This window comes from Glutamicibacter sp. AGC46 (assembly GCF_053543715.1).
On the sequence record NZ_JBLVOJ010000011.1, the window covers coordinates 394,146 to 419,760 of the forward strand.

Below are 25,615 nucleotides of genomic sequence, written 5' to 3' on the forward strand. Positions count from 1 at the left end.
ACGTCGCGGAATCCAAAACCGGATTCCGCGACTTTTTTGATGCCCGCCAAGCTACTGCTGCGTGCCCCACGGCAAGGGCATGACCGCAGAGCCGCCATCGGTACGCAACCGCGCGTAGGTGTGCACATCGATGCGTTCTCCGGCAACCAGGAATTTGCCCCGCTCGACACCTTCGTGCAGGAAGCCGTTGCTTTCTGCCACATGCTTCGACCCGGGATTATTTGCCCGCAAGCCCAGCTCCAAGCGGTACAGTCCCAGCTCGTCGAACAGGTAATCCACCAAGGTTGCCACGGCGCGGGTGGCCAGCGACCGGCCCCGGTAATTCTGGTTCATCCAATACCAAATCCACGCGTTCCGATTGGCCGGGTCGACCGTACCGCACACCAGTCCCACCAGCCGATCCCGATATGCGACGGCCATCGCCTGCTGGCGTTCCCCGGCCTCCAGCAGTGCGCGCACATACGACTCAGCCTTTTGCGGGGAATCGGCGTCGCCTTGGCGCAGCATGTCGGGGTTCGAGGAGAATGCCTCGAAGACCGCTTCGGCATCCGAAAGGCGCAGCCGGCGCACCGTGAATTCACCGTCGGCATGCACGGTTTCCTTCGGTCCTGCAGATGGCTGCGGATGAGCGGCGGCCGTGCCCTGGTGGAAGAGCAGCTGCCAGCGGCCCTGCTCATGGATCCACAGTGAACTGCGTTCGCTGGGGGAACCGGAGAGCAGCTTCCAGCGCAGCAGCACCAGCTGGTCTGAAAGCTGGAGAGCCACCGGGCTTTCGACTTTCAACGCCCCGGCAGCCCGTGCCGGCTCCTGGGCCAGCTGGGCAATGATGGCCTCGCGATCATAGACTCGCCCGCTGGCTCCCACCTCGGCGAACCGAGGATGCAAGCGCCGCTGCAATTGCTCCTGGCTATGGCGTTGGCTGGATTCCAAGAGTTCTTGCTCCAACGAGATGATGGTGCTGGATAGCGCAGAACCTTGGGAAAGCTCGATAGGGAAGTCATGGAATGCCATGTCAGCAAGTACATCACAGAAGATGACGGAACTGCGTTCAGTGAAGTTCGACTTTATGAGCTGCATCATGCTTATAATCGCTGTAATCCGCGGGAGCCTGAATCGACCAGGCTGAGAGGGCACCGAGCCGACCGCTACACCTGATGCGGGTCATGCCGCCGTAGGAAGGAAGCGTGCCCTTGTGCATGTCAACATTGTTGGCGCCGGGATAATCGGCCTGGCCGTCGCGTTCGAGCTGGATTCACGCGCACACACCGTCACCCTCATCGATCCGGCACCCGGCCAAGGTGCAAGCTACGCGGCAGCAGGAATGCTGGCCCCGGCAGCTGAAACGGTCTGGGGCAATGGCCCGTTGCACCAGCTGCTTGCCGCCTCGAATGCCGCCTATCCGCAGTTCATCGAGCGCATCGAATCGGCCACCGGGCAACGCCCGGACTACTTGCAGAACTCCACGCTCGTTGTCGCCGCAGAGCCTGCGGACCGCGAAGCCCTGCACGAGCTGGCCGAACTGCAGATATCCCTCGGCCTGTCAGCGCAAAAGCTGCTGCCCAGCCAAGCCCGCAAGCTCGAACCAGCCTTGGCCGCCAATATTGCTGGCGCGGTCCTGTGCCAAGATGACCACCAGGTCGACCCTCGATCCATCGTCAAGATCCTGTTGGAGCATCTGCGTCCGCACCTGGTCGAGGAACGGGCGCAGGCACTGGTGACCGACGGGAAGCGGACCACCGCTGTGTGCACCGCATCGGGCCGAATCCTCGAAGCGGAGCAGACCATCGTGGCCACCGGTCTTGGCACCCTCGATGGCTTGAACGAACTTCCGCTGCGTCCGGTCTACGGGGACATCCTCCGGATCCAGGGACCAGCAGGCCCGCCGCTCATCACCCGCACCATCCGCGGCATCGTGCACCGGGAACAGGTGTATCTGGTGCCGAGAAGGGACGGCAGCCTCGTCCTTGGCGCCAGTGTCCGTGAAGACCGGCAACAAGCGGTGAACATTGGCGCGATGCACCTGCTGCTGGACAACGCGAGAAAGCTTGTCCCCGGCATCAGCGACTGCACGCTGAACGAGGCAACGGCCCGGGCACGTCCCGCCACGCCAGATGACCGGCCGCTGCTTGGACGCCTTGATCCAGGGCTGCTGCTCTGCACCGGGTACTCCCGGCACGGCGTGCTGCTGGCTCCGCTGGGCGCAACGCTCACTGCGGATCTCGCCCACGGCCACCAATCCCACCCCTTGCACCAGGCTGTGGATCCCCACCGCTTTGCCAACGCAACCTAGACCGCTCACCGAACGGAGCAGCAACCATGACAAGCTTCGGCATCAATTTCAATTCACGGCAACTGAACCTGGACGAAGGAACCACCCTTCGCGAATTCATCAGCACGCAAATCGGCAAGGAACTGGACGCCAACTCGGTGGCCGCTGACGGCAGCAAGCTCGGAGTTGCCGCCGCCGTCAATGGCGCTGTCGTTCCACGCAGCGCCTGGAATAGCTACCTGCTGGCCGAAGGGCACAGCATTGAACTCGTTACCGCGGCCCAGGGAGGCTAGGCATGGAAACGCGCAACATCACCGAGCTGGACATCCACAGCGACCCATTCCAAATCGCCGGACGCTCCTTGTCCTCGCGCCTGATCCTCGGCACCGGGGGAGCGAGTTCGCTGACCACCCTGGAAAGCGCGATGCAGGCCTCCGGAACGGAGCTGACCACCGTGGCCATCCGCCACTTTTCGGCGGCCGGCGCAGGCAACGTGTATGAACTGCTGCAGCGCAACAACGTGATTGCGCTGCCCAACACCGCTGGATGCTTCACCGCCCGCGATGCGATCCTCACCGCGCACCTGGCCCGTGAAGCTCTGGAAACCAATTGGATCAAGCTCGAAGTCATTGCCGATGAGCACACGCTGCTGCCGGACCCGCTGGAACTGCATGCGGCCACCGAGCAACTAGTGGCCGACGGGTTCCAGGTTTTCGCCTACACCAATGATGATCCGGCACTTGCCCAGCGCCTGCAGGACGCCGGGGTTGCGGCAATCATGCCGGCCGGAGCACCGATCGGCTCGGGCCTGGGGATCCTGAATCCGCACAATATTTCCACCATCGTCTCGCGCGCGCAGGTACCGGTGATCCTTGACGCCGGGGTGGGCACCGCCTCGGATGCGGCTCTGGCCATGGAGCTCGGCTGCGACGCGGTGCTGCTGGCCAGCGCGGTGACCCGGGCGCACAACGCGCCGCTCATGGCCAGGGCCATGAAGGATGCCGTGCGTGCCGGGCGCGCCGCGCGGCTCGCTGGCCGGATCCCGCGCCGCGATACCGCACTGGCCTCCTCGCCGGCCGAAGGCATGATGCAAACCCTGGTCGGTGACTTCTCGTGAGCCGGGAAGCCTTGGTAGCACCCGGCGCGGAGCTGGAACCGGAAGAGCTGGCGCGCTATTCCCGGCACTTGTCCTTGCCCGGGGTGGGAGAAGAAGGGCAACGCCGCATCGCCAACGCCAAGGTGCTGGTTATCGGAGCCGGGGGCCTGGGCAGTCCCATTGCCAGCTACCTGGTCGCTGCGGGAATCGGCACCCTCGGGATCATCGACGATGACACCGTCGAGCTGTCCAATCTGCAACGACAAACCATGCACCGGCAACAGGATGCAGGGCGCCTGAAAGTGGATTCGGTGCGGCGGATGGCCCACGAGCAGAACCGGAACGTCCAGATCATCACCGTGGATGAAAAGCTGGATGAATCCAACGCAGTGGCGCTATTCAGTGAATACGACTTGGTCATCGACGGCAGCGACAACTTTGCCACGCGGTACCTGTCCAATGATGCCGCGGAAATCACCGGCACCCCGCTGGTGTGGGGAACCCTCTTCCAGTTCGCCGGGCAGGTGTCCGTCTTCGATCCGCGCACCGGCCCGATGCTGCGTGATCTTTTTCCTGAAATCCCCGACGCGGACTCCGTGCCCAGCTGTGCCGAAGGAGGAGTCTTCGGCGCACTGTGCGGCGTTATCGGTTCGGTGATGTGCGCCGAAGCCCTGAAGCTCATTACCGGAATCGGGACCACACTGAGCGGCAAGCTCTGGCTCTATGATGCGCTGGAAGCCAGTGTGCGGACCCTCGATTTCGCCAGGGATCCGCAACGTGAGCCGGTGACCGGGCTGGGGGAGTACCTGCCGGTTTCCTGCGCTGCCGAAGGGCATGTCCCGGAGCTCACGGTTCAGCAGCTAGCGGAGCTGGAAGCGGACGAACCGGTATTGCTGGTGGATGTGCGCGAATCCTGGGAGCGCGACATCATAGCGATCCCGCACAGCCAGCACCTTCCGCTCGCGCAGCTCAAAGAACGGGGTCTGGGAAAGCTCGCGCACAGCGCTTCGGCGGTCGTATTCGTGTGCAAAACCGGTGCCCGTTCGCAGCAGGCGGCGCGGATCACCATGTCCGGTCGGGATGCAGGCATTGCGGTCTACAGCCTTAGCGGCGGAACCGTGGAATGGGCCAGGCAAGTGCGGGGCCAGCAGGTGGGCTACTAGGGCTCAGGCGCATCTTTGGCGCGCAATTCACCGGTGGGAGGCGAAGGCGCTCTGGCATACTGGCGCTATGACGTTGGGAAAGACGCTGGAGATCCGTGAATTGGAAAGCCAGGACGAACAGCAGGCAATCGACGCCCACCACTTGATGCTTCGCGAAGACTTCGAGTTCTTGCCAACTTGGTCTGCCGCCGAGGACTGGGAAGACTATATCTACCGGATGAAGGCAGGGCGCCGAGGCGAGCACATTCCAGAAGGCTGGGTTCGCTCGGCGCTGTTCGCCGCCTTTGACGAAGGGGATCTGGTAGGTCGGGTTTCCGTCAGATATGAAATCAACGAGAGCCTGTTTCAGGTCGGCGGACATATCGGCTATGGTGTAATTCCCGAGTATCGTCGCCGTGGTGTGGCACAGGAACTGTGCAAATTCGGGTTGCAGGAACTTCGCGAATCAGGAATTGAACATGCGCTGGTTACCTGTGATTCCGATAACATCGGTTCAAAATCCACCATAGAAAAATGCGGCGGCTTGCTGGACGCTGAACTCCCGGAAATTGAAGTCAACTTTGGGCCTAGCAAGCTGCGTTTTTGGATGCCAACGCGGTCAATCCGCTGAATTCTTTGCGACTGATACATGAAATTCCTGTATGTTCTGACACAGATCAACAGACTATGAGTCTCGAGCGCGTAAACTGGATTGTTGGGTCGACTTTGGCCCCGACTCCACAGACCCAAATTTTCGAGCGGAAGTGAGCCTTCACGCATGTCAGCAAACACCATTACTCGCGATGAACTTCGCAATGTAGCCATCGTTGCGCACGTTGACCACGGCAAGACCACCCTCGTCAACGCCATGCTCCAGCAGACTGGCGCATTCGACAGCCATGGTGAAACCGAAGATCGCGTGATGGACTCAGGTGAGCTGGAACGCGAGAAGGGCATCACCATTCTTGCTAAGAACACCACCGTGTTCTACAACGGCCCAGCAGCCGAGGGCAAGAAGATGACCATCAACGTCATTGACACCCCAGGCCACGCCGACTTCGGTGGCGAGGTGGAACGCGGCCTGTCCATGGTTGACGGCGTGGTTCTGCTCGTTGACGCATCCGAGGGCCCGCTCCCGCAGACCCGCTTCGTGCTGCGCAAGGCATTGAGCGCCAACCTGCCAGTGATCATCGTGGTCAACAAGACCGACCGTCCCGACTCCCGCATCGATGGCGTCATCTCCGACTCCATGGACCTGCTGCTGGGCTTGGCTTCGGACTTGGCTGACGAAGCTCCTGATCTGGACCTGGACGCAATCTTGAACGTTCCTGTCGTCTTCGCCTCGGGCAAGGCCGGCTACGCTTCGATGAACCAGCCTGGCGATGGCACCCTGCCGGACAACGAAGATCTTGAGCCACTGTTCGAGACCATCATCAAGCATGTTCCTGCACCGACCTACACCGAAGGTGAAGTCCTGCAGGCCCACGTCACCAACCTTGACGCTTCGCCATTCCTTGGCCGCCTGGCGCTGCTGCGCATGATCAACGGCACCTTGCGCAAGGGCCAGCAGGTTAACTGGGCTCGCCAGGACGGCACCATGAAGCAGGTCAAGATCACCGAACTGCTGGCCACCCAGGGCCTGACCCGCGTTCCAGCTGACGAAGCTGGTCCAGGCGAGATCGTTGCAGTTGCCGGTATCGAAGACATCATGATCGGCGAGACCCTCACCGACCTTGAGAACCCTAAGCCGCTGCCACTGATCACCGTTGATCCACCTGCGATCTCGATGACCATCGGTATCAACACCTCGCCACTGGCTGGCAAGGTCAAGGGTGCCAAGGTCACCGCACGACAGGTCAAGGATCGCCTGGACAAGGAACTGATCGGCAACGTTTCGCTGAACATCCTGCCTACCGAGCGTCCAGATGCTTGGGAAGTCCAGGGCCGTGGCGAATTGGCACTGGCCATCCTCGTTGAGCAGATGCGCCGTGAAGGCTTCGAGCTGACCGTTGGCAAGCCACAGGTTGTTACCAAGATGGTTGACGGCAAGGTTCACGAGCCAATGGAACGCATGACCATCGACGTGCCTGAAGAGTACCTGGGTGCTATCACCCAGCTGATGGCATCGCGCAAGGGCCGCATGACCGACATGGCTAACCACGGCACCGGCTGGGTTCGCATGGAATTCATGGTTCCAGCACGTGGCCTGATCGGCTTCCGTACCCGCTTCATGACCGAAACCCGCGGCGCCGGCATTGCTGCTTCGCTGGCTGAAGGCTACGAGCCATGGGCAGGCCCAATCGAATACCGCATCAACGGTTCGATCGTTGCCGACCGTTCAGGCGTTGTGACTCCATTCGCGATGATCAACCTGCAGGAGCGCATGAACTTCTTCGTGAAGCCAACCGAAGAGGTTTACGAGGGCATGATCGTCGGCGAGAACTCCCGCGCCGACGACATGGACGTGAACATCACCAAGGAAAAGAAGCTCACCAACATGCGTGCTGCTTCCTCGGACTCGTTCGAGAACCTGACCCCACCACGTAACTTGACTCTGGAAGAGTCGCTCGAATTCGCTCGCGAAGACGAGTGCGTTGAGGTTACCCCGGAAGCCATCCGCATCCGCAAGGTTCTGCTGAACGCCAACGACCGTGCCAAGGCTACCCGTGCACGCGCTCGCTCCTAATAAGCGCAAATCCCTCGGCAGCAACTTCTCCGCGCTCTGGCGCGGTGTTGTTGCCGCCGTGGCAGCAGGATTATTCGGGACCGCAATCCACGCCTCCATCAGCTATGTCGGAAACGACATCCCGCTGGTTTGGGGTGTGGGTCTGGCCTGGCTCCTGCTCGGAGTTCTGGTGTACTGGGCTGCGGTTTCTTCATCGAAGCTGTGGGCCGGTGCGCTGGGGTTCATCGGTTGCTATGTGACCGTTGGCCTGATTTCCTATGTGGGCGATGACCAGCTGATCTTGGGTATGGAGTACTACAAGTACCTGCCCGGGCCAACGCTGGCCTCGGCCTTGTGGATGTATGGAATGGTTATTCCATCGGTGATTGCCCTGCTGTGCTCCTTGCGAGTGCTGCGCAAGCAACAACGCCAGAACTGAAAACAGAAGGAGCTCTTCCCAACGGGAAGAGCTCCTTCTGTGTTTAACTAGGCGAAAAGCAGGCTACTGGTCTTTGCGCGCATTGCCGGTGATATCCAGGTGGTGGGCCAAGAACAACGAGGTGGCAACGCCGTCTGGATCCGGATCTCGCATCGCGTAGTCCTCGATCACAGCGCGCAGCCGGCTCATGAGATCCTTCTGGCTTTCTTCATTGAGCTTCAGGCCCAAGCGGATTACCTGCATCTCCTGGGGATCAAGTCCCTCGATTTCCTGCAGGAAGGTGTCCACCAGCATGGGGGCCGCGTCGGGAATGCGCGTGCCCCAGGACTGCTTGGTGCTGCGGTAGGGCACTTCTTTGGCGCCACGGTTGCCTCGGCGCGATTCTTCTGCCGCGAGGTAACCGTTGCTGACCAGGGTTCGCACGTGATGCAAGGAGGTGGCGGGATTCAAATCGAGAATGTCCGCAATTTCCTTGTTCGTTCGTGACTCATGGAGGCACAAGCGCAAGATGCGAAGCCTCAGCGGGGAGCTGAGAGCTCGTGCTCGCGATTGGACAAGTTTATCGGAGGGCATGGAAACAGCATACGCGAAAAGCGCTGAGTGATTGGCAGTTTCAAATCACATGTCGTCCCAAGCGGTATGGGTGTGCCCGCGGCAGCAACACCTGGAAGCAGGAAAATTGCGCGGCTTGCAGGCTGCTACTCGGCGCGAGGGGCACGGGGCCTGCGGCGCGTCGGAGCCGGCGGTACCCGCTTGGCGTGAGTGATCGCCGCGCGGGGGATGCATACCAGTTCAGCTCGGGTTTGGATGCTCACCGATTCCTCCGTCACTTCCTGCAACTCGCCCAGTGCATCGGAAAAATGCTCACCGGCCCGCCCGTCGGCCAAGCGGTAGCGGACAACAAGCCGTTCACCGGGCGTCACATCACTGAAATTAAGCATTTGGAAACGTCATCTTTTCGTAAGAAGAATTCATCTGGACCCCGGGAAGCTGAAATGTGAATGGTCGATTACGTCACAGCGAGCCAATGGGCGGTCCGATGCATGGGTATCAGGACTAGACTGTAGTTTGAGCTGGTAAAGGATTCAAAGAGCATCTGAGGAAACCACTAGCTCCTGTTGAAACCACCCAGTGCAAGGAAAGGTCTCGGCCCTCGTGACTTACATCATCGCTCAGCCGTGCGTCGACGTTAAAGACAAGGCGTGCGTCGAAGAGTGCCCGGTAGATTGTATCTATGAAGGTGAGCGCTCGCTCTACATTCACCCGGATGAATGCGTTGACTGCGGCGCCTGCGAACCTGTCTGCCCCGTTGAAGCCATCTACTACGAAGATGACGTGCCGGATGAATGGGCCGACTATTACAAGGCAAACGTCGACTTTTTCGACGAACTTGGATCCCCGGGCGGCGCCGCTAAAATTGGTAACACCGGCACTGACCACCCACTGATCAGCGCCTTGCCACCACAGAACCAAGGCTAGGTTTTCACTTTTATGCTTGAGCTCCCCGATTACCCCTGGAACCAGCTTGCCCCATACCGCGAGCAAGCATCCACGCATCCGGGGGGAGTCGTGGACCTGTCGATCGGCACACCGATCGATGGCACGCCGCAGCTGATCCAGCAGGCGCTGGCCGAGGCGGCGAACTCGCACGGATACCCGACCACGCACGGCACCATTGAAGTTCGCCAGGCCATCGTCGACTGGTTCGCCCGTCGCCGCAATGTCACCGGTTTGAGCACCGATGATGTCATGCCAACGGTCGGCTCCAAGGAAATGGTGGCATGGCTGCCGCTGTTCCTGGGCCTGGGTGCCGGCGACATCGTGGTCCGTCCAGAGATCGCCTACCCCACCTATGACATCGGCGCCCAGCTGGTCGGCGCGACCCCCATCGCCACCGACGACCTTTCGGAATTGACTGCTGAGCAGCGTGAACGCGTGAAGCTCATCTGGGTCAACTCGCCAGGCAACCCGACCGGCAAGGTCCGTGCTACCGCCGAGCTGGCAAGCATCGTGGCCCAGGCGCGTGAAATGGGTGCCGTCGTGGCCTCCGATGAGTGCTACGCCGAACTGGGCTGGGATGAATACGAGGGCCAGGTGCCAAGCATCCTGGACCCGGCGGTCAACGGAGGAAACCTCGATGACCTGTTCGCCCTGTACTCGCTGTCCAAGCAGTCGAACCTCGCCGGATACCGCGCCGCTTTCGTTGCCGGCGCCCCGAACCTGATGCCAACTCTGGTCAACAGCCGAAAGCATGCGGGCATGATCGTGCCCGGTCCAATCCAGCACGCCATGGTGGTGGCATTGAATGACGACGAGCATGTTGCGGCGCAGCGCGAGCTGTACCGGGCACGCCGGGCCATGCTGCGGCCAGCGCTGGAGAACTTCGGCTTGGCCATCGATGATTCGGTGGCAGGACTGTACCTGTGGTGCACCGCTGGGCGGCCAAGCTTCGAAACCATCGGGGCGCTGGCGGAACTGGGCATCGTTGCCGGTCCTGGCGTCTTCTACGGCACCGCGGGGGAACGCCATGTACGCCTGGCCTTGACCGCCTCCGATGAGCGGATCGCGGCTGCCGTTGAACGGTTGAATTCTTCCGCCAACCGGTGAAGATGACACCCTAATTAGCTTGAATGGGTCAAATCGCGGTATGTTCTACGGTGACGACTGACCTTTCGGAACTACACGCTTTCCGGTTAGGAGATGCAATGACAGATACCACATCTGCACAGCTACACTTTGGAGAATCCAACCTCGAGCTGCCAGTAATTCAGGCAGCAGAGGGCAATGACGGATTTGGCGTAGCCCCACTTTTGAAGACTACCGGGAACGTGACCTACGATCCCGGCTTCATGAACACCGCGGCTACCAAGTCCGCGATTACCTACATCGACGGCGACGCGGGCATCCTGCGCTACCGCGGTTACCCAATCGAGCAGCTGGCCGAGAAGTCCAGCTTCATCGAGGTAACCTACCTGCTGATCTACGGCGAACTGCCGACTGCTGATCAGCTGGCCGAGTTCGACAATTCGCTGCGCCGCCATACCCTGCTGCACGAAGAGCTCAAGGGCTTCTTCGGCGGCTTCCCGCGCGACGCGCACCCGATGCCGGTATTGTCCTCGGCTGTTTCGGCCCTGTCGACCTGGTACCAGGATTCGCTGGATCCGAAGGATGACGCACAGGTTGAGCGTTCGACCCTGCGCCTGCTGGCAAAGCTGCCGGTATTGGCTGCGTACGCGCACAAGAAGTCCATCGGCCAGGCATTGCTGTACCCGGACAACTCGATGAACATGGTCGAGAACTTCCTGCGCCTGTGCTTCGGCACCGCTGCCGAGCCTTACCTTGCGGATCCGGATGTGGTCAAGGCCCTCGACTTGCTGCTGATCCTGCACGCTGACCACGAGCAGAACTGCTCCACCTCCACCGTGCGCCTGGTCGGTTCCTCCGAAGCCAACATGTTCGCTTCGGTTTCTGCAGGTATCCATGCACTGTCCGGCCCAGCCCACGGCGGCGCCAACGAAGCCGTGCTGAAGATGCTGCGCGAGATCCAGTCCTCCGGCATCTCCCCAGAAGACTTCATGCAGAAGGTCAAGAACAAGGAAGACGGCGTACGCCTGATGGGCTTCGGCCACCGTGTGTACAAGAACTACGATCCACGCGCCAAGATCATCAAGAAGACCGCTCACGACCTGCTGGCAAAGCAGGGCAAGAACGAGCTGCTTGAGATCGCGATGAAGCTGGAAGAGACTGCGCTGAATGATGAGTACTTCATCTCGCGCAAGCTCTACCCGAACGTGGACTTCTACACCGGCTTGATCTACACCGCCATGGGCTTCCCGGAGAAGATGTTCACCGTGCTGTTCGCCATCGGCCGTCTGCCAGGCTGGATCGCACAGTGGCGCGAAATGATCAAGGACCCAGAGCTGAAGATCGGCCGCCCACGCCAGCTGTACATGGGTGAAACCGCTCGCGACTACCCAGGCTACCAGGCCTAGAGCGAGTTTCCGGATCCCGGCGGCAGGACCTGTCTTTCCACGCAAGTGGGGCGACAGGTCCTTCCCTGTTTTAAGCGGTACTTCGGGAGTATCCTATGAGGCAGAGGGAACGACAAGTGTGCCGAAGAGTCAGGTGGTATGCATGTACCAACGTCGTGGAAATAATTGGTCGCTAGCCATAAATACCAATCAGAATATGCTGATGGCGTTGTACCTGCGCGAACTGTCAGGCGTCCACCCCGCGGAGGCCGGACCCAATAGCCGGCTGGCTTCCAATATCAAGAACCGCAACAAGATCGACGACTCGCATGGACAGCTCAAGCAGGAATGGAGCTCTTGGTGGGATTCGCTGACCGCAATAGCGCCGGCCAAGGAGCCGGCGGCCAGCGATGCACTGATTGAACGGCTTCAAGACGACGGCTACCCGGCCCTGGCCCGGCTGGCCCGCGCGCACTACGGCCAGGCCACGGTTTTTGCCCAGCAGCATGCCCAGGACTTTGCAGAAAACAGTGGCAAGTACGTGCCGCACCGCATGGATGAGCTGGAAAGAATCCTCATCGACCACGGGGTGGAGCACGGCATGCAATCCACCCGCCAGGAAATCCAGCTCATTGACGTGCCCCTGGACGAGCCCAGGGCATGGCTGACCGGCACGGCTACCATCGTGGCCAGCACGTCGCTGCTACGCGACTCCAAGGCCTTCCACGGCTTCATTCAGCCGATGGTGACCATCATCTTCCCCGGCGGATAGCCCAGCAATAAAAAACTGGCAGATCACTTCCGTGATCTGCCAGTTGGACTGCAGGGCAAGAACTAGTTGGCGTGCAGTGCGCTGTTCAGCTCAACGGTCTGGCCGGCGCGCGGCAACGCCTCAACGGCGCCGGTGATGGAATTGCGGCGGAAGAGCAGGTTCGGCACGCCGGAAAGCTCCAGCGCCTTGACCTGCTTCTCGCCCAGAACCACGCGGGTGCCGGCGGTCACATACAGGCCAGCTTCCACTACCGAGTCGTCACCGATGGAAATGCCTACACCGGCGTTGGCGCCCAGCAGTACGCGTTCGCCAATGACAATGCGCTCCTTGCCGCCACCGGAGAGGGTGCCCATGATCGAGGCGCCGCCGCCGACATCCGAACCATCGCCGACAACGACCGAAGCGGAAACGCGGCCTTCCACCATCGAAGTGCCCAAGGTGCCGGCGTTGAAATTGACGAATCCTTCATGCATGACGGTGGTGCCTTCGGCCAGGTGGGCGCCGAGGCGCACGCGGCCAGCGTCGGCAATGCGCACGCCGGCTGGGACCACGTAGTCGACCATGCGCGGGAACTTGTCCACGCCGTACACGGTGACCGCTCCACGGGCGCGCAGCTTCAAGCGAGTCACCTCGAACCCCTCTACCTGGCAAGGCCCGAAGTTGGTCCACACGACATTGGCGAGGTGGCCGAAGATGCCGTCGAGGTTGATGCTGTTCGGCTGGACCAGACGGTGCGAGAGCAGGTGCAGGCGCAGCCACACATCGGCGGTGTCAGCTGGTGCTACATCAAGATTAATGGTCAGTGAAACGACCTTCTGGGTGGTGCCGCGGGCTGCATCGTCCTGCGCGGCGGCAGCGAGTTCACCGGAGAGCCCTTCAGCCTTGGCGAGTTCGCCCAAGACTGGAGCCGGGTACCAAACATCAAGGATCGTTCCATCGGATGCGACCGTTGCCAGGCCATGGGCTGAGGCTAAACGGACAGATGATTCGCTGGATGTCACAGATTCTGAAGTCATACACTGATCGTATCTTTGTTGCCCGGAGTAACGTTGATAAATGACAAAAAAGTGAAGCTAGAGACTCAGGACGTAGCCAGCCGTGAACGAATTGGACCTGCAGCAAGACGTTGCCCTGCTTACCGAGCAGATCATGAACATTGAATCCGTTTCCGGCAACGAGCAAGAGCTGGCCGACAAGGTGCACCAGGCGCTGCGGAAGCTGGCGCACCTTGAGGTGCACCGGGACCAGGACGCCATCGTAGCGCGCACCAACTTCGGCCGCGAACGCCGCGTCGTGCTGGCCGGGCACCTCGATACCGTGCCTTTGCCGCGCACCGAGGGCGCCAAGGGCACCGTGCCCGCAGAAGTCATCGACGGGGTGCTCTATGGCCGTGGTGCCACGGACATGAAAGGCGGGGTCGCCGTGCAGCTTGCGCTGGCTGCAGAACTGACCGAGGCCAAATACGATATCACCTACGTCTTCTACGACCACGAGGAAGTAGAAGCAGCCAAATCCGGTCTGGGCCGCCTGGCCAAGAACAGCCCGGAACTCTTGGAGGCCGACTTCGCGATCCTGCTGGAACCGACCGACGGCACCGTCGAAGGCGGCTGCAACGGAACCAGCCGCTTCGTCATTCGCACCCGCGGCAAGGCAGCCCACTCGGGACGTGCATGGATGGGGCATAACGCGATCCACGATGCGGGGGAGATCCTGCAGCGCTTGGCTGCCTACCAGCCCCGGACCATCACCGTTGAAGGCTTGGACTACCGTGAAGGCATGAACGCGGTCCGTGTTGCCGGCGGCATTGCCGGCAACGTGATTCCCGATTACTGCGAGGTGGAAGTGAACTACCGCTTCGCTCCGGACAAGACACTGGCCCAAGCTGAAGCCGTGGTCCTTGAGCTTTTCGACGGCTTCGACATTGAACGCACCGATGGCGCTGATGGCGCCAAACCCGGTTTGGACCAGGAGATCGCGGCAGACCTGATCAAGGTACTGGGCCAGGAACCGAAGCCGAAGTACGGATGGACCGATGTTTCCCGCTTCTCCGCCCTGGGCATCTCTGCCGTGAACTTCGGCCCGGGCGATGCGCTGCTGGCGCACAGCGATGATGAGCATGTGCCGCAGCAGGCCATCCGCGATTGCCTGCAGACCCTGCGCACTTGGTTGGGCTAGCGCAGAGGCTGGGATGATCAGCCTTTGAAGAGACAAAAAATCTCCGTACCGCGTGAATCATGCGGTACGGAGATTTTTTGTTTCAGCTGCTAGGCCTTGGGATCGGAAGGATCCTGTGGCGCTGGCACGTCGAGGCCGGCTGGGGCGCCGACTATAGCTGCGGCCGGGCCGGCCGGGGTATTCTTCTCCTTCTTCACCCGGCTGCTCAGCCGGCGCGAGACAATCACGGCAATCTTGCTCAAGGTGAAGTTGATGATGATGAAGATGGCTGCCGCCACAATCAGCGCCTGCAGGACGTTGCCGTTAGGCGAGGAGTAGGTGCGGGCGAAGAACAGCAACTCGTTGAAGCTGATGATGTAGCCCAAAGCCGAGTCCTTCAAGATCACAACGAACTGGCCGATCAACGCCGGCAGCATGGCGACCAGCGCCTGCGGAATCTCGATGTGGCGCAGCGACATGCCACGGGTCAGGCCGATCGCTATGCCTGCCTCGCGCTGTCCCTTAGGCAGATTGTGCACGCCGGAACGGACCAGCTCCGCAACGACCGAGCCGTTGTAGAAGATCAGCGCCGCGACCACGGCCCACATCGCCGTATCACCTGACAGCTGCAGGGAACGGGAGAAGAAGACGTTGAAGAACACGATCATCAGCAGCACTGGTACCGCGCGGAAGAATTCGACAATCACGGTGGAGATTCCGTTGATCAGCTTATTCTGCGCCAAGCGGCCGACACCGAAGATCAGGCCGAAGATCACCGAGCCGATGATGCCCAGGACTGCTGCCTTGGTGGTGTTCCACAAACCCGGAAGCAGGTAGTTCTTCCAGGTGCTGCCTTCGATGAAGTCATCCCATTGCGAAGGCTGCATCTGGTCCTTGGCTGCCAGGCCGAGGACGATCCACGCCACGATGCCCAAGGCAATCAAGGCGCCAACTATGTTTACCGCCAAGATGCGGCGGCGGGCCTTTGGCCCGGGAGTATCAAAAAGAATCGACGCGCTCATCGTGCCACCGCCAGTTTCTTAGAAGCCCAAGTAGTCAACAGGCCCACCGGAATGACGATGATCACGAAGCCCACTGCGAAGGTCAAGAAGATCGGGATCACGATATCTGCGCGGAACTCAATCATGGTCTTCATGACCGAGGAGGATTCCGTGGCAACCGAACCGACCGCTGCGACGGTGGAGTTCTTGATCAAGGCGATCAAGGTGTTGCCCAAGGGGACAATCGCGCCGCGGAAGGCCTGCGGCAGAATCACCAAGCGCGCTGCGGGCAAGAAGCTCAGGCCGATGGCACGAGCAGCTTCTGCCTGTCCCAGGGGAACCGTGTTCACGCCCGAGCGGATCGCTTCGCACACGAACGCCGCGTGGTAAACCGCAAGGCCAAGGACGGCGAGGCGGAAGAAGTTTCCCTGGAAATCGCTGCTGAGCACGAATCCGAGCTGGCCGTAGAGGGCCAGCACGCAGAACAGGATGATGATGGTCAGCGGGGTATTGCGAATCAGGTTAACGTAGCTGGTGCCCAGGGCCTGGAAGCTCCCCACGGGGGAGATGCGCAGCAAGGCCAAGATGGTGCCCAGCACGAGGGCGCCAATGGCAGCCCAGAAAGTTAGTTGGATATTGACCCAGAAAGCTCCGGGAATGTCGTACTCAGTGAATATGGATAAGTAATTCTCCACTGCAAGCCTCTGTCTCGATGGCCGGAAAACCGGCCAAGCGGCTATGGGTCCGGTACCTGCATTAGCTGGTACCTGGGAAACGCAGATTGCAGATGGGGGCCAAACACGCTGCGTTTGGCCCCCATCGCATCAGATGCTGCTAGGCGCAGGAATCCGAAAGGGTTGGCGGGTTGGTTTCAGCGTTGGGCTTGTAACCGGTGCCTTCGGTGTTCTTGTCCAGGGCCTTCTGCCACTCGCCGGACTCGATCATCTTGGTGATTGCCGCATTGATGTCGCCGCACTTGTCGGTGCCATCAGGCAGGCCCACGCCGTAGTTCTCTTCGGTGAATGGCGCGCCGACAACCTTGAACTTGCCCTTGTAGGCAGGCTGCGCAGCCAGGCCGGCAAGGATGATGTCATCGGTGGTAACCGCGTCAATTGTGCCGCCACTCATCTGGGTGGTGCACTCTGCATAGCCCGGAAGTTCCTGCAGGTTGGTGTTCTGGGCGTAGTTGTCCTTGACCTTCTGGGCCGAGGTGGAACCGGTGACCGAGCACAGGTTCTTGCCATCGAGGTCTTCTGGGCCGGCGATATCCGAGTCGGATGGAACCAGCAGGTCCTGGCCGGCGACAAAGTATGGACCAGCGAAGTCGACAACCTTGTTGCGCTCATCGGTGATCGAGTAGGTTGCGAAGATCATGTCAACCTGGTTGTTCTGCAGCATGGTCTCGCGGTTGGCCGACGGTGCCGAAATGAATTCGATCTTGTCCTCGGTGTAGCCCAGTTCGCTGGCTACGTACTTGGCGACGTCAACGTCGAAACCGGTGTAGTTATCGCCGTCCTTGAAACCGAGTCCCGGCTGGTCGTACTTGATGCCGATGCGGATCTTGTCGCCGTCGGCTTCGCTGTCGCCGGAGCCGCCACATGAAGTCAGGGCCAGGGCTGCGACGGCGGCCATTGCGGCTACAGTGCCGAAACGAGTCTTGCGCATTATTCCTCCTATTGGATGCGTGATGATGAAATTAGTGGTTGGTGATCAACTTGCCAAGGAAATCCTTGGCACGGTCGGATTTGGGATTGGTGAAGAATTCCTCAGGAGTGGCCTGCTCGACGATCTGGCCGTCGGCCATGAAGATCACGCGGTCCGCCGCCTTGCGGGCGAAGCCCATCTCGTGGGTGACCACGAGCATGGTCATGCCTTCCTTGGCAAGACCCACCATGGTGTCCAGGACCTCGTTGATCATTTCCGGGTCCAGGGCACTGGTTGGCTCGTCGAAGAGCATCACCTTAGGCTTCATGGCCAGTGCGCGGGCGATCGCCACACGCTGCTGCTGGCCGCCAGAAAGCTGTGCGGGCAGTTTGCCGGCCTGATTGGCCACGCCCACACGCTCCAGCAGCTGCATCGCCAATTTCTTGGCCTCGTCCTTCTTCATGCCCTTGACCTTCATCGGACCGAGGGTCACGTTCTCCAAGATCGACTTGTGGGCAAAGAGGTTGAAGGACTGGAAGACCATGCCGACATCTGCCCGGAGATTGGCCAGTGCCTTGCCCTCTTCGGGAAGCGTCTTGCCATCAATCTTGATGGTGCCTTCGTCGATGGTTTCCAGTCGGTTGATGGCGCGGCACAGCGTGGACTTGCCCGAGCCCGACGGGCCGAGGATCACAACGACCTCGCCCTTGGTCACTTCGAGATTGATGCCGTTGAGCACATGTAGCGCACCGTAGTGCTTATTGACCCCAGTCAGCTGGACGATAGGGCCTTCAGAAGAAGCTTGAGCCTGATGATCGCTTTTCATGTTGTAGACATTACTTGATGTGACGGCGACTACGCGACCCGTCGACCATGTCACACCTAGTTGTTATCAAACTGTTCTCCAATCAGCGGTAGGTCACATCCGAAGATGCGCAGGAGTAACCGATAGAGTGAAGTTATGGTTCATCAGCGTAAGAGTGAAGAAAATGCCCGGGTCGGGCAAAAGCGCCACATCGAAGCGAGCTGGCCAGGAAAGCAACCGGAAGATCAGCTTGACCACCATCTTCTGGAAAGCCCGCAGGTCGATGTCACGCATAGCGACGTGTGGCGCGTGTTGCGAATCCAATCGGAATTCGTCTCTGGCTTTGGAAATATGGCCGGCACCGGCCCTGCCATCGCAGTTTTCGGTTCCGCGCGCACGGATCCGGGCAGCCCGTACTATGCGATCGCCCAGCGTGTCGGCAGCCGCTTGGCCGAGGAAGGCATCACTACCATCACCGGTGGCGGCCCCGGCGCCATGGAAGCGGCCAACAAGGGAGCTGCTGACAAGGACGGCGTTTCCGTAGGCCTGGGCATTGAGCTGCCTTTTGAAACCGGGCTGAATGCCTGGGTCAACAAGGGCCTGAACTTCCGCTACTTCTTCGTGCGCAAGACGATGTTCGTGAAGTACTCGCAGGGCTTCATCGTGCTGCCCGGGGGGTTTGGCACCCTGGACGAACTGTTCGAAGCGTTGACCTTGGTCCAGACCAAGAAGATCACCAGCTTCCCGATTGTGCTCGTGGGCACCGAATACTGGGGCGGCTTGGTGGACTGGATGACCAAGACGCTCGTTGCTGAAGGCACCATTTCCCCCGGTGATCTGGACTTGTTCACTATCACCGATGATCCTGATGAAGCGGTGGATCTGGTGCTGCGTGCGCATGAAGAAAACCTGAAGGTCGGCGACCTGGCGAAGGGGCAGTAGGCGATGCCGTTCCTCCTTGTTGCCATCGCAGTATTGCTGGTGGGTGCTGTTGCGCTGCTGCTGTCCAGCCAGCGGAAGAATGTACCGGCAGGTCGCCACTTCGAATCTACTGGGGAGCCCATCACGGGATTGGTGGAACACCAGGCTTCGTTGCCGCCGGTGCTGCTGGCCAAGAATCCGCGCGCTGAAGATGTGGAGAAAGTTCGCTTCTCCTTGGGCTTGCGCGGTTACCGCTGCGACCAGGTGGATGAGGTGCTCGATGTCCTCGCGGCAGAAATTACCGAGCTGGAGAATACGGTTCGTGACCTTGAGTCACGGCGTGTGATTAGCGACACGGGCGAAAATTAGTAATAATAAAAGATAAGTGTCCCAACTCAGCAGGGAATCCTTGCTGAGGATGGACTAGGCATTCGGTTGTATGCACGGCAAGCGCCAGTGCATGCGTTAGCCACAGACGAAGGGAACAGCTTAATGGCTGCTATGAAGCCACGCACCGGTGATGGACCAATGGAAGTCGCTAAGGAAGGCCGCAGCCTCATCTTGCGCCTGCCAATCGACGGAGGCGGACGACTGGTAGTCGAGTTGAACAACGACGAGGCAACCGAATTGCGTGAGTGCCTGCTCAAGGTAACTGAGTAAGCTTGCCCAAGTTCTAGCTTTGGCCGCACGGGTTGCTGGTGCGGCAATCGAGGACCGACAGAAATGTCGGTCCTTTGTCTTTCCCGAAATCAGCGGCTAGAGGCGGGTCGCGGCCTTGGCAGGAAGGACAGTGGCCACAAACAGGCCCTGCTCGGTAGGGAACAGGTGGGTCTGCAAGCGCGGGTCCTCGCGGAGCATGCGCAGCGCATCTCGGGTCGTGACGGTGGAGGGGCGGCGAACCGCGGGCTTGGCCAGGCGGTGCTCGTCATAGGCGTTGTTCACTATGATCACCCCGCCGGTTCCGACCAGCCGCTTGGCCTCGGCCACGTACTCGAGCAGCAGCTCAGCGCCGGCGTCGATGAGTACCAGGTCGTAGGCGTGGTCGGCCAAGCGCGAGAGCACGTTCTCTGCGCGCTCATTGATAATGCGGGCGCGGGCCGTGGGGATGCCTGAATCGCGCAGGCCCTGGCGCATCGCGTTGGCGTGCTCCAGATCCGATTCAATCGCAGTCAACGTCATGGCGTTGCCCATGACCTCGAGCATCGCCAGCGATGCGACGCCCACACCGGATCCGATCTCCACGATATTGCGCGGCTGGCGCAGGGTGCAGAGCATCTGCAGCATCGAGCGGCCGGCCTGATCGATGCAGCGCACGCCCAGGTCTTCCGCACGTTCGCGAACCGGGGCGACATGCTCTGGTTCGTTGACGTGGTTCTGGGTATAGGTCCAGCTCGCGAAGAGTTCTGGATTCATCGATGGCATCGGCGGAGGTCCTCAAGGGTTGAATTGGCGGGGCCAGTTCCCATCGTACCTACGTCGTTACCTGAAGTTGTTGAACTTGGAGGTTCTCGCGCAGGGTATTCTTAGCTTCAGCTCAGCTTCCCATTTCATACTTGGAGTGTGAACAATGCACGAAGTGAAACAGTTTCTTCTACGGTGACTGCCGAAACCACGACTCCGACATGGGATCAGATGGTCCAAGAACATGGGCAACGGGTCTTCCGTTTGTCCTACCGTTTGACTGGTAACCGCCAAGATGCCGAGGACCTCTCCCAGGAGGCATTCGTTCGCGCATTCAAAGCCTTGGAAAATTACACCCCCGGAACCATGGGCGGGTGGCTGCACCGCATTACCACCAACCTGTTCCTGGACCAGGCTCGGCGCAAGAGCAAGATCCGCTTCGACCGTTTCGCCGAGGGATCCGAAGACCGGATGCCCGGTACCGCGGTAACCCCGGAACGCTATTTCGAATTCAACAACTTGGATGTCGACGTGCAAGAAGCCCTGCGTGCGTTGTCGCCGGAGTTCCGTGCCGCTATTGTCCTGTGCGATATGGAAGGCTTCTCCTACGAGGAAGTCTCACGCATCCTGGATGTCAAGCTCGGGACCGTGCGTTCTCGCATCCACCGTGGCCGCGCCATGCTTCGTGATGCGCTCGCTCACCGCAATCCAGCCAACCGCCCTGCAAAGACCATGTCGTTGCCGCGCATCCCGCGAGGCTTGCGCGCCGCCAGCTAACCCCGTTCATCGCGTGTTCACCGTTGGCGTGGCGCGGTGACTTCGTTAGTGGCACTGGAACAAGGTAATCTTCTTACGTGGATCTTTTTGGTATTAATGGTGGCGAGTTTGTCGTTCTCGCCGTGCTGGCGGTCGTTATTCTGGGCCCCGAAAAGCTTCCCGAGTACGCCAAAAAGCTAGCGAACCTGGTCAAGGAAGTGCGGCGCATGGCCAATGGCGCCAAGGAGCAGCTGCGCGAGGAAGTAGGCGACGAGGTTGCCGACATCGACTGGAAGAAGCTGGACCCGCGCCAGTATGATCCACGTCGAATCATCAAGGAGGCGCTTGTCGATGAATTCGACGACGCCGTGAATGCCGCAAAGGGTTCTCCAGCCAAGACCGTGGCCCCAGCACCGGTGCGCACCGCGGTCCCTTCGGCTACCGCGCAGCAGCTGCAGCTGGGCGCCAACGAACCGGCACCCTTCGACTCAGAAGCCACCTAGGCCCAGAAGTCCTCAGAAAGACATCGGCAGCGATCGCCCGGCAAGCCCGCGCGGTCGCTGTTCCAATTTCCCGGCCAATTCACGCATCGCTGCCGCGGCCGGTGCTCCCGGGGTGCTGAGCACTACCGGCTGGCCCTGATCCGAACCCACGCGTACGGACTCTTCCAGCGGAATCTGGGCCAGCATCCCAACAGGGTAGCCCAGCTGCTGGCTCAGCGATTCGCTGAGCTTGGCACCGCCACCGGAACCGAAGACCTCCATGCGCGACCCGTCGGGCAGCTGCAGGAAGCTCATGTTCTCAACCACCCCGATCACCTTCTGATGGGTCTGCAAGGCGATGGTGCCGGCGCGTTCGGCAACCTCGGTAGCCGTGGACTGCGGAGTCGTGACCACCAGCAGCTCGCTATTGGGCAGCAGCTGGGACACGGAGATGGCCATGTCCCCGGTGCCTGGCGGCAGGTCCAGCAACAAGTAGTCCAGGTCCCCGAAGTAGACATCCGAGAGGAACTGCTCCAGGGCCCGGTGCAGCATCGGGCCGCGCCAGATCACCGGCTGGTTGGAATCCACGAACATGCCAATGGAAATAACCTTCACTCCGTGCGCCACCGGCGGCAGGATCATGTCATCAACCCGGGTGGGGTTCTGCGAAATACCCATCAGCGAGGGAATGGAGAAACCATGGACATCGGCGTCGATCAGGCCGACCTTCAAGCCCTGGGAGGCTAGCAGGCAGGCCAGATTCGCGGTAATCGACGACTTGCCCACGCCGCCCTTGCCGCTGGCCACAGCGATCACCCGGGTCAGGGAAGCAGGATCGGAGAACGGGGTGCGGCGGCTGGCCAGTGACTCGCGCAGCTCCGCGCGCTGCTGCGGATCCATGACGCCCAGGCTCACCTCAACGCGCTGCACCGCTGCTACGGTCAGCAGGGCCGCGGTGGCCTCTTCCTCGATGGTGGAGCGCATCGGGCAACCGGCGATGGTCAGCAAGATCTTGACCTTGGCGGTGCCATCGGCCAGGACAGCTGAATCCACCATGCCCAATTCGGTGATCGGCCGGCGAAGCTCCGGGTCGTTGACCTTTGCGAGGGCGGCTAGGAGTTCTGGCGTGGTGCTCAATGCTTATTTGCTCTTCCGGTACTGGCCCTGCTGGGGCTTGACGGTTTCGATCATCCCGGTTTGCGGGTGCGAATTCTTATTGCCGCCCTTTTTCTTCGCGCGCAGGTGCAGCTCTTCGCCATCAGAGGTTTCCAGCAGCTCTTCAAGCACATTGCGCAGTTCGGAACGCACGTAGTCGCGGGTGGCAACATCGCGCAGTGCCAAGCGCAGGGAAGCCAGCTCGCGGGTCAGGTACTCGGTGTCGTACAGATTGCGTTCAGCACGGGCGCGGTCCTCGGTCAGCGAGACGCGGTCGCGGTCATCCTGGCGGTTCTGCGCCAGCAGGAGCAGCGGAGCCGCGTAGGAGGCCTGCAAGGAGAGCATCAAGGTCAGCGCGGTGAAGCCGATGGTGGCATCGTCAAAACGCCAATTGATCGGGGCGACCGAGTTCCAGATCAGCCAGAAGGCGCAGAACACCGTCATGTACAGCAGGAAGGTCGGGGTGCCCATGAAGCGGGCGAACTTCTCCGTGGCCGAACCAAAGAGGTCGGGGTTCGGGGAGAACCGGGGCCAGAAGCGTTGTCGTGCTGCAAGCGGGGTATCCAGGCCGTTACTCTTGCGCTGCTCAGCCATAGCTGGAACTCCTTTGCTGCTGATGGGTGGGTGGGGCGTTGGCTAGTCTTGGGAACGCCAGTCATCCGGGAGGATGTGGTCCAGCACGTCATCCACGGTGATGGCCCCTACAAGCCGGCCTTCCTTGTTGGTCACGCCTACGCTGGTGAGGTTGTAGGTGGCCAAATGGCGAACTACTTCGGTGATGTTGGACAGGTCCGACATCGGCTCCAGCTCCGTATCAAGGATATCGCCCAGCGGCTCCGGGGGAGCGGCACGCAGCAGCGCCTGGATGTGGACTTGGCCCAGGTAGCGTCCCGTGGGCGTCTCCAGCGGCGGACGCACCACATATACGGTCGAAGCAAGCGCGGGGCTCAATTCCTCCAGGCGCACCGAAGCCAGGGCTTCAGCGACCGTGGATTCAGGGGTGAGAATCACCGGAACCGGGGTCATGATCGACCCGGCGGTACCTTCCGGGTAGGCGAGCAAGCGGCGGACATCCTTGGCCTCTTCCTCGTTCATCAGATCCAGCAGCTGGTGCTTGGTCTCTTCGCTGACTTCAGCCAGAAGGTCGGCCGCGTCATCCGGGTCCATTTCCTCAAGCACGTCCGCGGCACGTTCCAGGCCCAGGGCGGAAAGGATCTCCACCTGCTCGCGGTCCGGAAGTTCCTGGAGCACGTCGGCCAGGCGCTCATCTTGCAGATGGGCCGCGATTTCCAGGCGGCGCTTCTCATTCATTTCATGCAGGGCGTCAGCAAAGTCGGCAGGCTTCATCTCATCGTGGGCGGCCACGAAGGTGTCAGCGGACTGCGGTTCATTCTTCGAACCGTGGCTGACCTCGTCCCAGGTGACCAGCACCTTGTTGCGGCGGCGCGAACGCAGTCCCAGCAAATTGGCCGTCGGTTCTCCACGCTGGACATAGTATTCGTTGATTTCCCAGTCCCCGCGACGGGTCTGCGCCAAACCGATGTCCTCGATGACACCGCGACCGGAACCATCAACGAAGGTGATGGTGCGGTCGAACATTTCGGCGACAACCAGAATTTCCTGGCCGCGCTGCTGGAAGCGGCGCATGTTCACCAGGCCGTTGCAGATCACCTGGTTGGCTTCCATGGACTGGATGCGGGTCATCGGAACGAACACCCGCCGTTTGCCGGGGACCTCGACGACCAAGCCCACGCAGGCGGCGGGTTTCTTGGGGCCGCGGGAGACCACCACGACATCGCGCAAGCGGCCTAAGCGGTCGCCCAAGGGGTCAAAGACATCAAGCCCGAGCAGCCGGGCGACGAAGATTTTAGACACTTGTGCGCTCACCCTCCTAGACTATCGTGTTTCAGCCCCGTTCCCGGTGTGCAAAGCCACAGGACCAGTGCTGTTTCTTTCACCCTCAGCGATAGTTGCTTCACAACTAGGCAGGCTCACAGTAAACCTGTGCACAATATAGATATGACCTCGCCTCATGGAGTAAATTCGATTAGCACCAGCGGCCTGCCGCGCGGAGAACTGCTTGGACGTTACACCAGCTATCTCGACGCGCAGAAGCTCGTGGATTACCTGGCCGATAATGATTTCCCGGTCGCCGCGGTAAGCATCGTCGGCAATGACGTACGCACCGTGGAGCGAGTCACCGCGAAACTTTCCTACCCGCGCGTGGCGCTGGCTGGTGCGGCCCAGGGCGGCATGATGGGCCTGTTTGTCGGCCTGCTCCTGACCCTTTTCGGCGGTGGCGGCAACGGGCTGTACCAGATTCTCTCCGCCATCGGCCTGGGCATGGCTATTTGGATGATCGCCGGCGTGATCAGCTATTCGACGCGTCGCGGCAAGCGCGATTTCGCGTCCTCCAGCCAGTTCGTTGCCACCAGCTTTGACGTGGTGGTGGATTTCGAGCATGCGCAGTCGGCCCGCACGCTGGCCTCCAAGCTGCCCATGCGTCCGCAGCAGGCACCTGCGCAACCAGTTGCCCAGGCCCCGCAGCAGCAGCCTGCCGCAGCTGCCGCGCCGTCGGCCCAGGCAGCCGCTGCAGTGCCGGCCACGCCTGCGCAGCCGGCCGCCGAAGAAGAGCGCAGCTCGCAGTTCCCCGACCTGCCAGATGGGCGTCCCCGCTATGGCGTGCGCGTCAACGAGGCCAAGCCAGCTGCGCCAGTCGCACCAGCCGAGCAGCCAGCCAAGGACGAAGCGCAAGCACCGGCCGCCGAGGCCAAGGACACGCAGGACCTGTCGCAGGTAGAGCCGCGAGTGGATACCTCGCAGCAGCCGCAGGCCCCGGTCCAGGAACCAGCGCCTCGCAAGGATCCTGAAGCATAGGGACCAGCTAGGCCAAAGAAAGGCATGGGCGCAGTTACCTCGGTAACTGCGCCCATGCCTTTCGC

30 protein-coding genes and 1 riboswitch are annotated in these 25,615 nt (G+C 60.8%); of the genes, 18 read left to right on the top strand and 12 right to left on the bottom strand.

Annotated features, from left to right (window positions below):
- Nucleotides 1-51: 51 nt before the first annotated feature.
- Nucleotides 52-1,011, bottom strand: coding sequence for a GNAT family N-acetyltransferase (locus ACNPM8_RS07060; protein ID WP_448939531.1), 960 nt, complete (start codon nt 1,009-1,011; stop codon nt 52-54).
- A gap of 79 nt (nt 1,012-1,090) precedes the next feature.
- Nucleotides 1,091-1,195, top strand: a riboswitch (TPP riboswitch).
- Here ACNPM8_RS07060 and thiO point away from each other — a divergent pair.
- From thiO to ACNPM8_RS07095, 7 genes are all read left to right on the top strand, one after another.
- Nucleotides 1,193-2,290, top strand: a complete 1,098-nt coding sequence (thiO, locus tag ACNPM8_RS07065; protein WP_448939532.1) for a glycine oxidase ThiO — start codon at nt 1,193-1,195, stop codon at nt 2,288-2,290. Its footprint overlaps the riboswitch before it by 3 nt.
- A 26-nt stretch (nt 2,291-2,316) precedes the next feature.
- On the top strand, nt 2,317-2,562 hold the full coding sequence (gene thiS / locus ACNPM8_RS07070) for a sulfur carrier protein ThiS (RefSeq protein WP_448939533.1): 246 nt from the start codon (nt 2,317-2,319) through the stop codon (nt 2,560-2,562).
- Nucleotides 2,563-2,564: 2 nt separating this feature from the next.
- Nucleotides 2,565-3,386 carry a thiazole synthase gene (locus tag ACNPM8_RS07075; protein WP_448939534.1) on the top strand — a complete coding sequence of 274 codons (822 nt, stop codon included), beginning with the start codon at nt 2,565-2,567 and terminating at the stop codon, nt 3,384-3,386.
- Nucleotides 3,383-4,528, top strand: coding sequence for a molybdopterin-synthase adenylyltransferase MoeB (moeB, locus tag ACNPM8_RS07080; RefSeq protein ID WP_448939535.1), 1,146 nt, complete (start codon nt 3,383-3,385; stop codon nt 4,526-4,528). Before ACNPM8_RS07075 ends, moeB begins: the two co-directional genes overlap by 4 nt.
- A 67-nt stretch (nt 4,529-4,595) precedes the next feature.
- On the top strand, nt 4,596-5,138 hold the full coding sequence (locus ACNPM8_RS07085; RefSeq protein WP_448939536.1) for a GNAT family N-acetyltransferase: 543 nt from the start codon (nt 4,596-4,598) through the stop codon (nt 5,136-5,138).
- Nucleotides 5,139-5,285: 147 nt separating this feature from the next.
- A complete protein-coding gene (gene typA, locus ACNPM8_RS07090) occupies nt 5,286-7,193 on the top strand; it encodes a translational GTPase TypA (RefSeq protein WP_105657542.1) in 1,908 nt (635 codons plus the stop codon).
- Nucleotides 7,174-7,611 (top strand): hypothetical protein, encoded by a 438-nt coding sequence (locus ACNPM8_RS07095; RefSeq protein ID WP_105657541.1) that lies wholly within the window; start codon nt 7,174-7,176, stop codon nt 7,609-7,611. The genes typA and ACNPM8_RS07095 overlap by 20 nt, the downstream gene beginning before the upstream one ends.
- Nucleotides 7,612-7,674: 63 nt before the next feature.
- Here ACNPM8_RS07095 and ACNPM8_RS07100 read toward each other — a convergent pair whose 3' ends face one another.
- Entirely contained in the window at nt 7,675-8,184 is a 510-nt protein-coding gene (locus ACNPM8_RS07100; protein WP_448939537.1) for a helix-turn-helix domain-containing protein, read from the bottom strand.
- 125 nt (nt 8,185-8,309) lie between these two features.
- Nucleotides 8,310-8,552 (bottom strand): putative acetyltransferase, encoded by a 243-nt coding sequence (locus ACNPM8_RS07105; RefSeq protein WP_400288366.1) that lies wholly within the window; start codon nt 8,550-8,552, stop codon nt 8,310-8,312.
- A 214-nt stretch (nt 8,553-8,766) separates the two neighbouring features.
- Between ACNPM8_RS07105 and fdxA the strand changes: the two genes are divergently transcribed.
- The 4 genes from fdxA to ACNPM8_RS07125 all read left to right on the top strand — a co-directional run bounded on the left by fdxA (nt 8,767) and on the right by ACNPM8_RS07125 (nt 12,354).
- A complete protein-coding gene (fdxA, locus tag ACNPM8_RS07110) occupies nt 8,767-9,090 on the top strand; it encodes a ferredoxin (protein ID WP_013349521.1) in 324 nt (107 codons plus the stop codon).
- A gap of 12 nt (nt 9,091-9,102) precedes the next feature.
- A complete protein-coding gene (gene dapC / locus ACNPM8_RS07115) occupies nt 9,103-10,218 on the top strand; it encodes a succinyldiaminopimelate transaminase (RefSeq protein WP_448939538.1) in 1,116 nt (371 codons plus the stop codon).
- Nucleotides 10,219-10,316: 98 nt separating this feature from the next.
- Nucleotides 10,317-11,603, top strand: a complete 1,287-nt coding sequence (locus ACNPM8_RS07120) for a citrate synthase (protein WP_105657537.1) — start codon at nt 10,317-10,319, stop codon at nt 11,601-11,603.
- Nucleotides 11,604-11,805: 202 nt separating this feature from the next.
- Nucleotides 11,806-12,354 carry a hypothetical protein gene (locus tag ACNPM8_RS07125; protein WP_133833694.1) on the top strand — a complete coding sequence of 183 codons (549 nt, stop codon included), beginning with the start codon at nt 11,806-11,808 and terminating at the stop codon, nt 12,352-12,354.
- 62 nt (nt 12,355-12,416) lie between these two features.
- On the opposite strand, the gene dapD is transcribed toward ACNPM8_RS07125, so the two are convergent.
- Nucleotides 12,417-13,370, bottom strand: a complete 954-nt coding sequence (dapD, locus tag ACNPM8_RS07130; protein ID WP_105657535.1) for a 2,3,4,5-tetrahydropyridine-2,6-dicarboxylate N-succinyltransferase — start codon at nt 13,368-13,370, stop codon at nt 12,417-12,419.
- An 82-nt stretch (nt 13,371-13,452) separates the two neighbouring features.
- Between dapD and dapE the strand changes: the two genes are divergently transcribed.
- Complete coding sequence (gene dapE / locus ACNPM8_RS07135; RefSeq protein WP_105657534.1) at nt 13,453-14,529, top strand: succinyl-diaminopimelate desuccinylase; 1,077 nt, start codon at nt 13,453-13,455, stop codon at nt 14,527-14,529.
- 89 nt (nt 14,530-14,618) lie between these two features.
- Here dapE and ACNPM8_RS07140 read toward each other — a convergent pair whose 3' ends face one another.
- The 4 genes from ACNPM8_RS07140 to ACNPM8_RS07155 form a co-directional block, all read right to left on the bottom strand.
- Nucleotides 14,619-15,530 carry an amino acid ABC transporter permease gene (locus ACNPM8_RS07140; RefSeq protein WP_105657533.1) on the bottom strand — a complete coding sequence of 304 codons (912 nt, stop codon included), beginning with the start codon at nt 15,528-15,530 and terminating at the stop codon, nt 14,619-14,621.
- Complete coding sequence (locus ACNPM8_RS07145; protein WP_105657532.1) at nt 15,527-16,204, bottom strand: amino acid ABC transporter permease; 678 nt, start codon at nt 16,202-16,204, stop codon at nt 15,527-15,529. The genes ACNPM8_RS07140 and ACNPM8_RS07145 overlap by 4 nt, the downstream gene beginning before the upstream one ends.
- Nucleotides 16,205-16,343: 139 nt before the next feature.
- Nucleotides 16,344-17,174, bottom strand: a complete 831-nt coding sequence (locus tag ACNPM8_RS07150) for a glutamate ABC transporter substrate-binding protein (protein WP_105657531.1) — start codon at nt 17,172-17,174, stop codon at nt 16,344-16,346.
- 31 nt (nt 17,175-17,205) lie between these two features.
- The gene (locus tag ACNPM8_RS07155) at nt 17,206-17,937 is read right to left on the bottom strand and encodes an amino acid ABC transporter ATP-binding protein (protein WP_181148852.1); all 732 of its coding nucleotides are present in this window, start codon (nt 17,935-17,937) and stop codon (nt 17,206-17,208) included.
- 177 nt (nt 17,938-18,114) lie between these two features.
- On the opposite strand from ACNPM8_RS07155, the gene ACNPM8_RS07160 reads away from it, so the two are divergent.
- The 3 genes from ACNPM8_RS07160 (at nt 18,115) to ACNPM8_RS07170 (ending at nt 19,539) form a co-directional block, all read left to right on the top strand.
- Nucleotides 18,115-18,900: a TIGR00730 family Rossman fold protein gene (locus ACNPM8_RS07160; protein WP_434692795.1), complete on the top strand. Its 786-nt coding sequence runs from the start codon at nt 18,115-18,117 to the stop codon at nt 18,898-18,900.
- 3 nt (nt 18,901-18,903) lie between these two features.
- On the top strand, nt 18,904-19,248 hold the full coding sequence (locus ACNPM8_RS07165; RefSeq protein WP_105657528.1) for a DivIVA domain-containing protein: 345 nt from the start codon (nt 18,904-18,906) through the stop codon (nt 19,246-19,248).
- Nucleotides 19,249-19,371: 123 nt separating this feature from the next.
- Complete coding sequence (locus ACNPM8_RS07170; protein ID WP_013349509.1) at nt 19,372-19,539, top strand: DUF3117 domain-containing protein; 168 nt, start codon at nt 19,372-19,374, stop codon at nt 19,537-19,539.
- Nucleotides 19,540-19,635: 96 nt separating this feature from the next.
- On the opposite strand, the gene ACNPM8_RS07175 is transcribed toward ACNPM8_RS07170, so the two are convergent.
- Nucleotides 19,636-20,301, bottom strand: a complete 666-nt coding sequence (locus tag ACNPM8_RS07175; RefSeq protein ID WP_105657527.1) for an O-methyltransferase — start codon at nt 20,299-20,301, stop codon at nt 19,636-19,638.
- Nucleotides 20,302-20,439: 138 nt separating this feature from the next.
- Here ACNPM8_RS07175 and sigE point away from each other — a divergent pair, with 138 nt between their 5' ends.
- Together sigE and ACNPM8_RS07185 are read left to right on the top strand one after the other, a co-directional pair.
- Nucleotides 20,440-21,057 carry an RNA polymerase sigma factor SigE gene (gene sigE, locus ACNPM8_RS07180; RefSeq protein ID WP_105657526.1) on the top strand — a complete coding sequence of 206 codons (618 nt, stop codon included), beginning with the start codon at nt 20,440-20,442 and terminating at the stop codon, nt 21,055-21,057.
- Nucleotides 21,058-21,134: 77 nt separating this feature from the next.
- Entirely contained in the window at nt 21,135-21,539 is a 405-nt protein-coding gene (locus tag ACNPM8_RS07185; RefSeq protein ID WP_105657525.1) for a sec-independent translocase, read from the top strand.
- Nucleotides 21,540-21,551: 12 nt separating this feature from the next.
- Here ACNPM8_RS07185 and ACNPM8_RS07190 read toward each other — a convergent pair whose 3' ends face one another.
- The 3 genes from ACNPM8_RS07190 to ACNPM8_RS07200 are packed head-to-tail and all read right to left on the bottom strand — an operon-like array spanning nt 21,552 to nt 24,560.
- Nucleotides 21,552-22,655 (bottom strand): Mrp/NBP35 family ATP-binding protein, encoded by a 1,104-nt coding sequence (locus ACNPM8_RS07190; RefSeq protein WP_448939539.1) that lies wholly within the window; start codon nt 22,653-22,655, stop codon nt 21,552-21,554.
- A 3-nt stretch (nt 22,656-22,658) separates the two neighbouring features.
- Nucleotides 22,659-23,267 carry a DUF1003 domain-containing protein gene (locus ACNPM8_RS07195; RefSeq protein WP_332498436.1) on the bottom strand — a complete coding sequence of 203 codons (609 nt, stop codon included), beginning with the start codon at nt 23,265-23,267 and terminating at the stop codon, nt 22,659-22,661.
- 42 nt (nt 23,268-23,309) lie between these two features.
- Nucleotides 23,310-24,560 carry a magnesium transporter MgtE N-terminal domain-containing protein gene (locus ACNPM8_RS07200; protein WP_448939540.1) on the bottom strand — a complete coding sequence of 417 codons (1,251 nt, stop codon included), beginning with the start codon at nt 24,558-24,560 and terminating at the stop codon, nt 23,310-23,312.
- Nucleotides 24,561-24,692: 132 nt separating this feature from the next.
- Here ACNPM8_RS07200 and ACNPM8_RS07205 point away from each other — a divergent pair, with 132 nt between their 5' ends.
- Entirely contained in the window at nt 24,693-25,550 is an 858-nt protein-coding gene (locus tag ACNPM8_RS07205; protein WP_448939541.1) for a general stress protein, read from the top strand.
- Nucleotides 25,551-25,615: the final 65 nt, after the last annotated feature.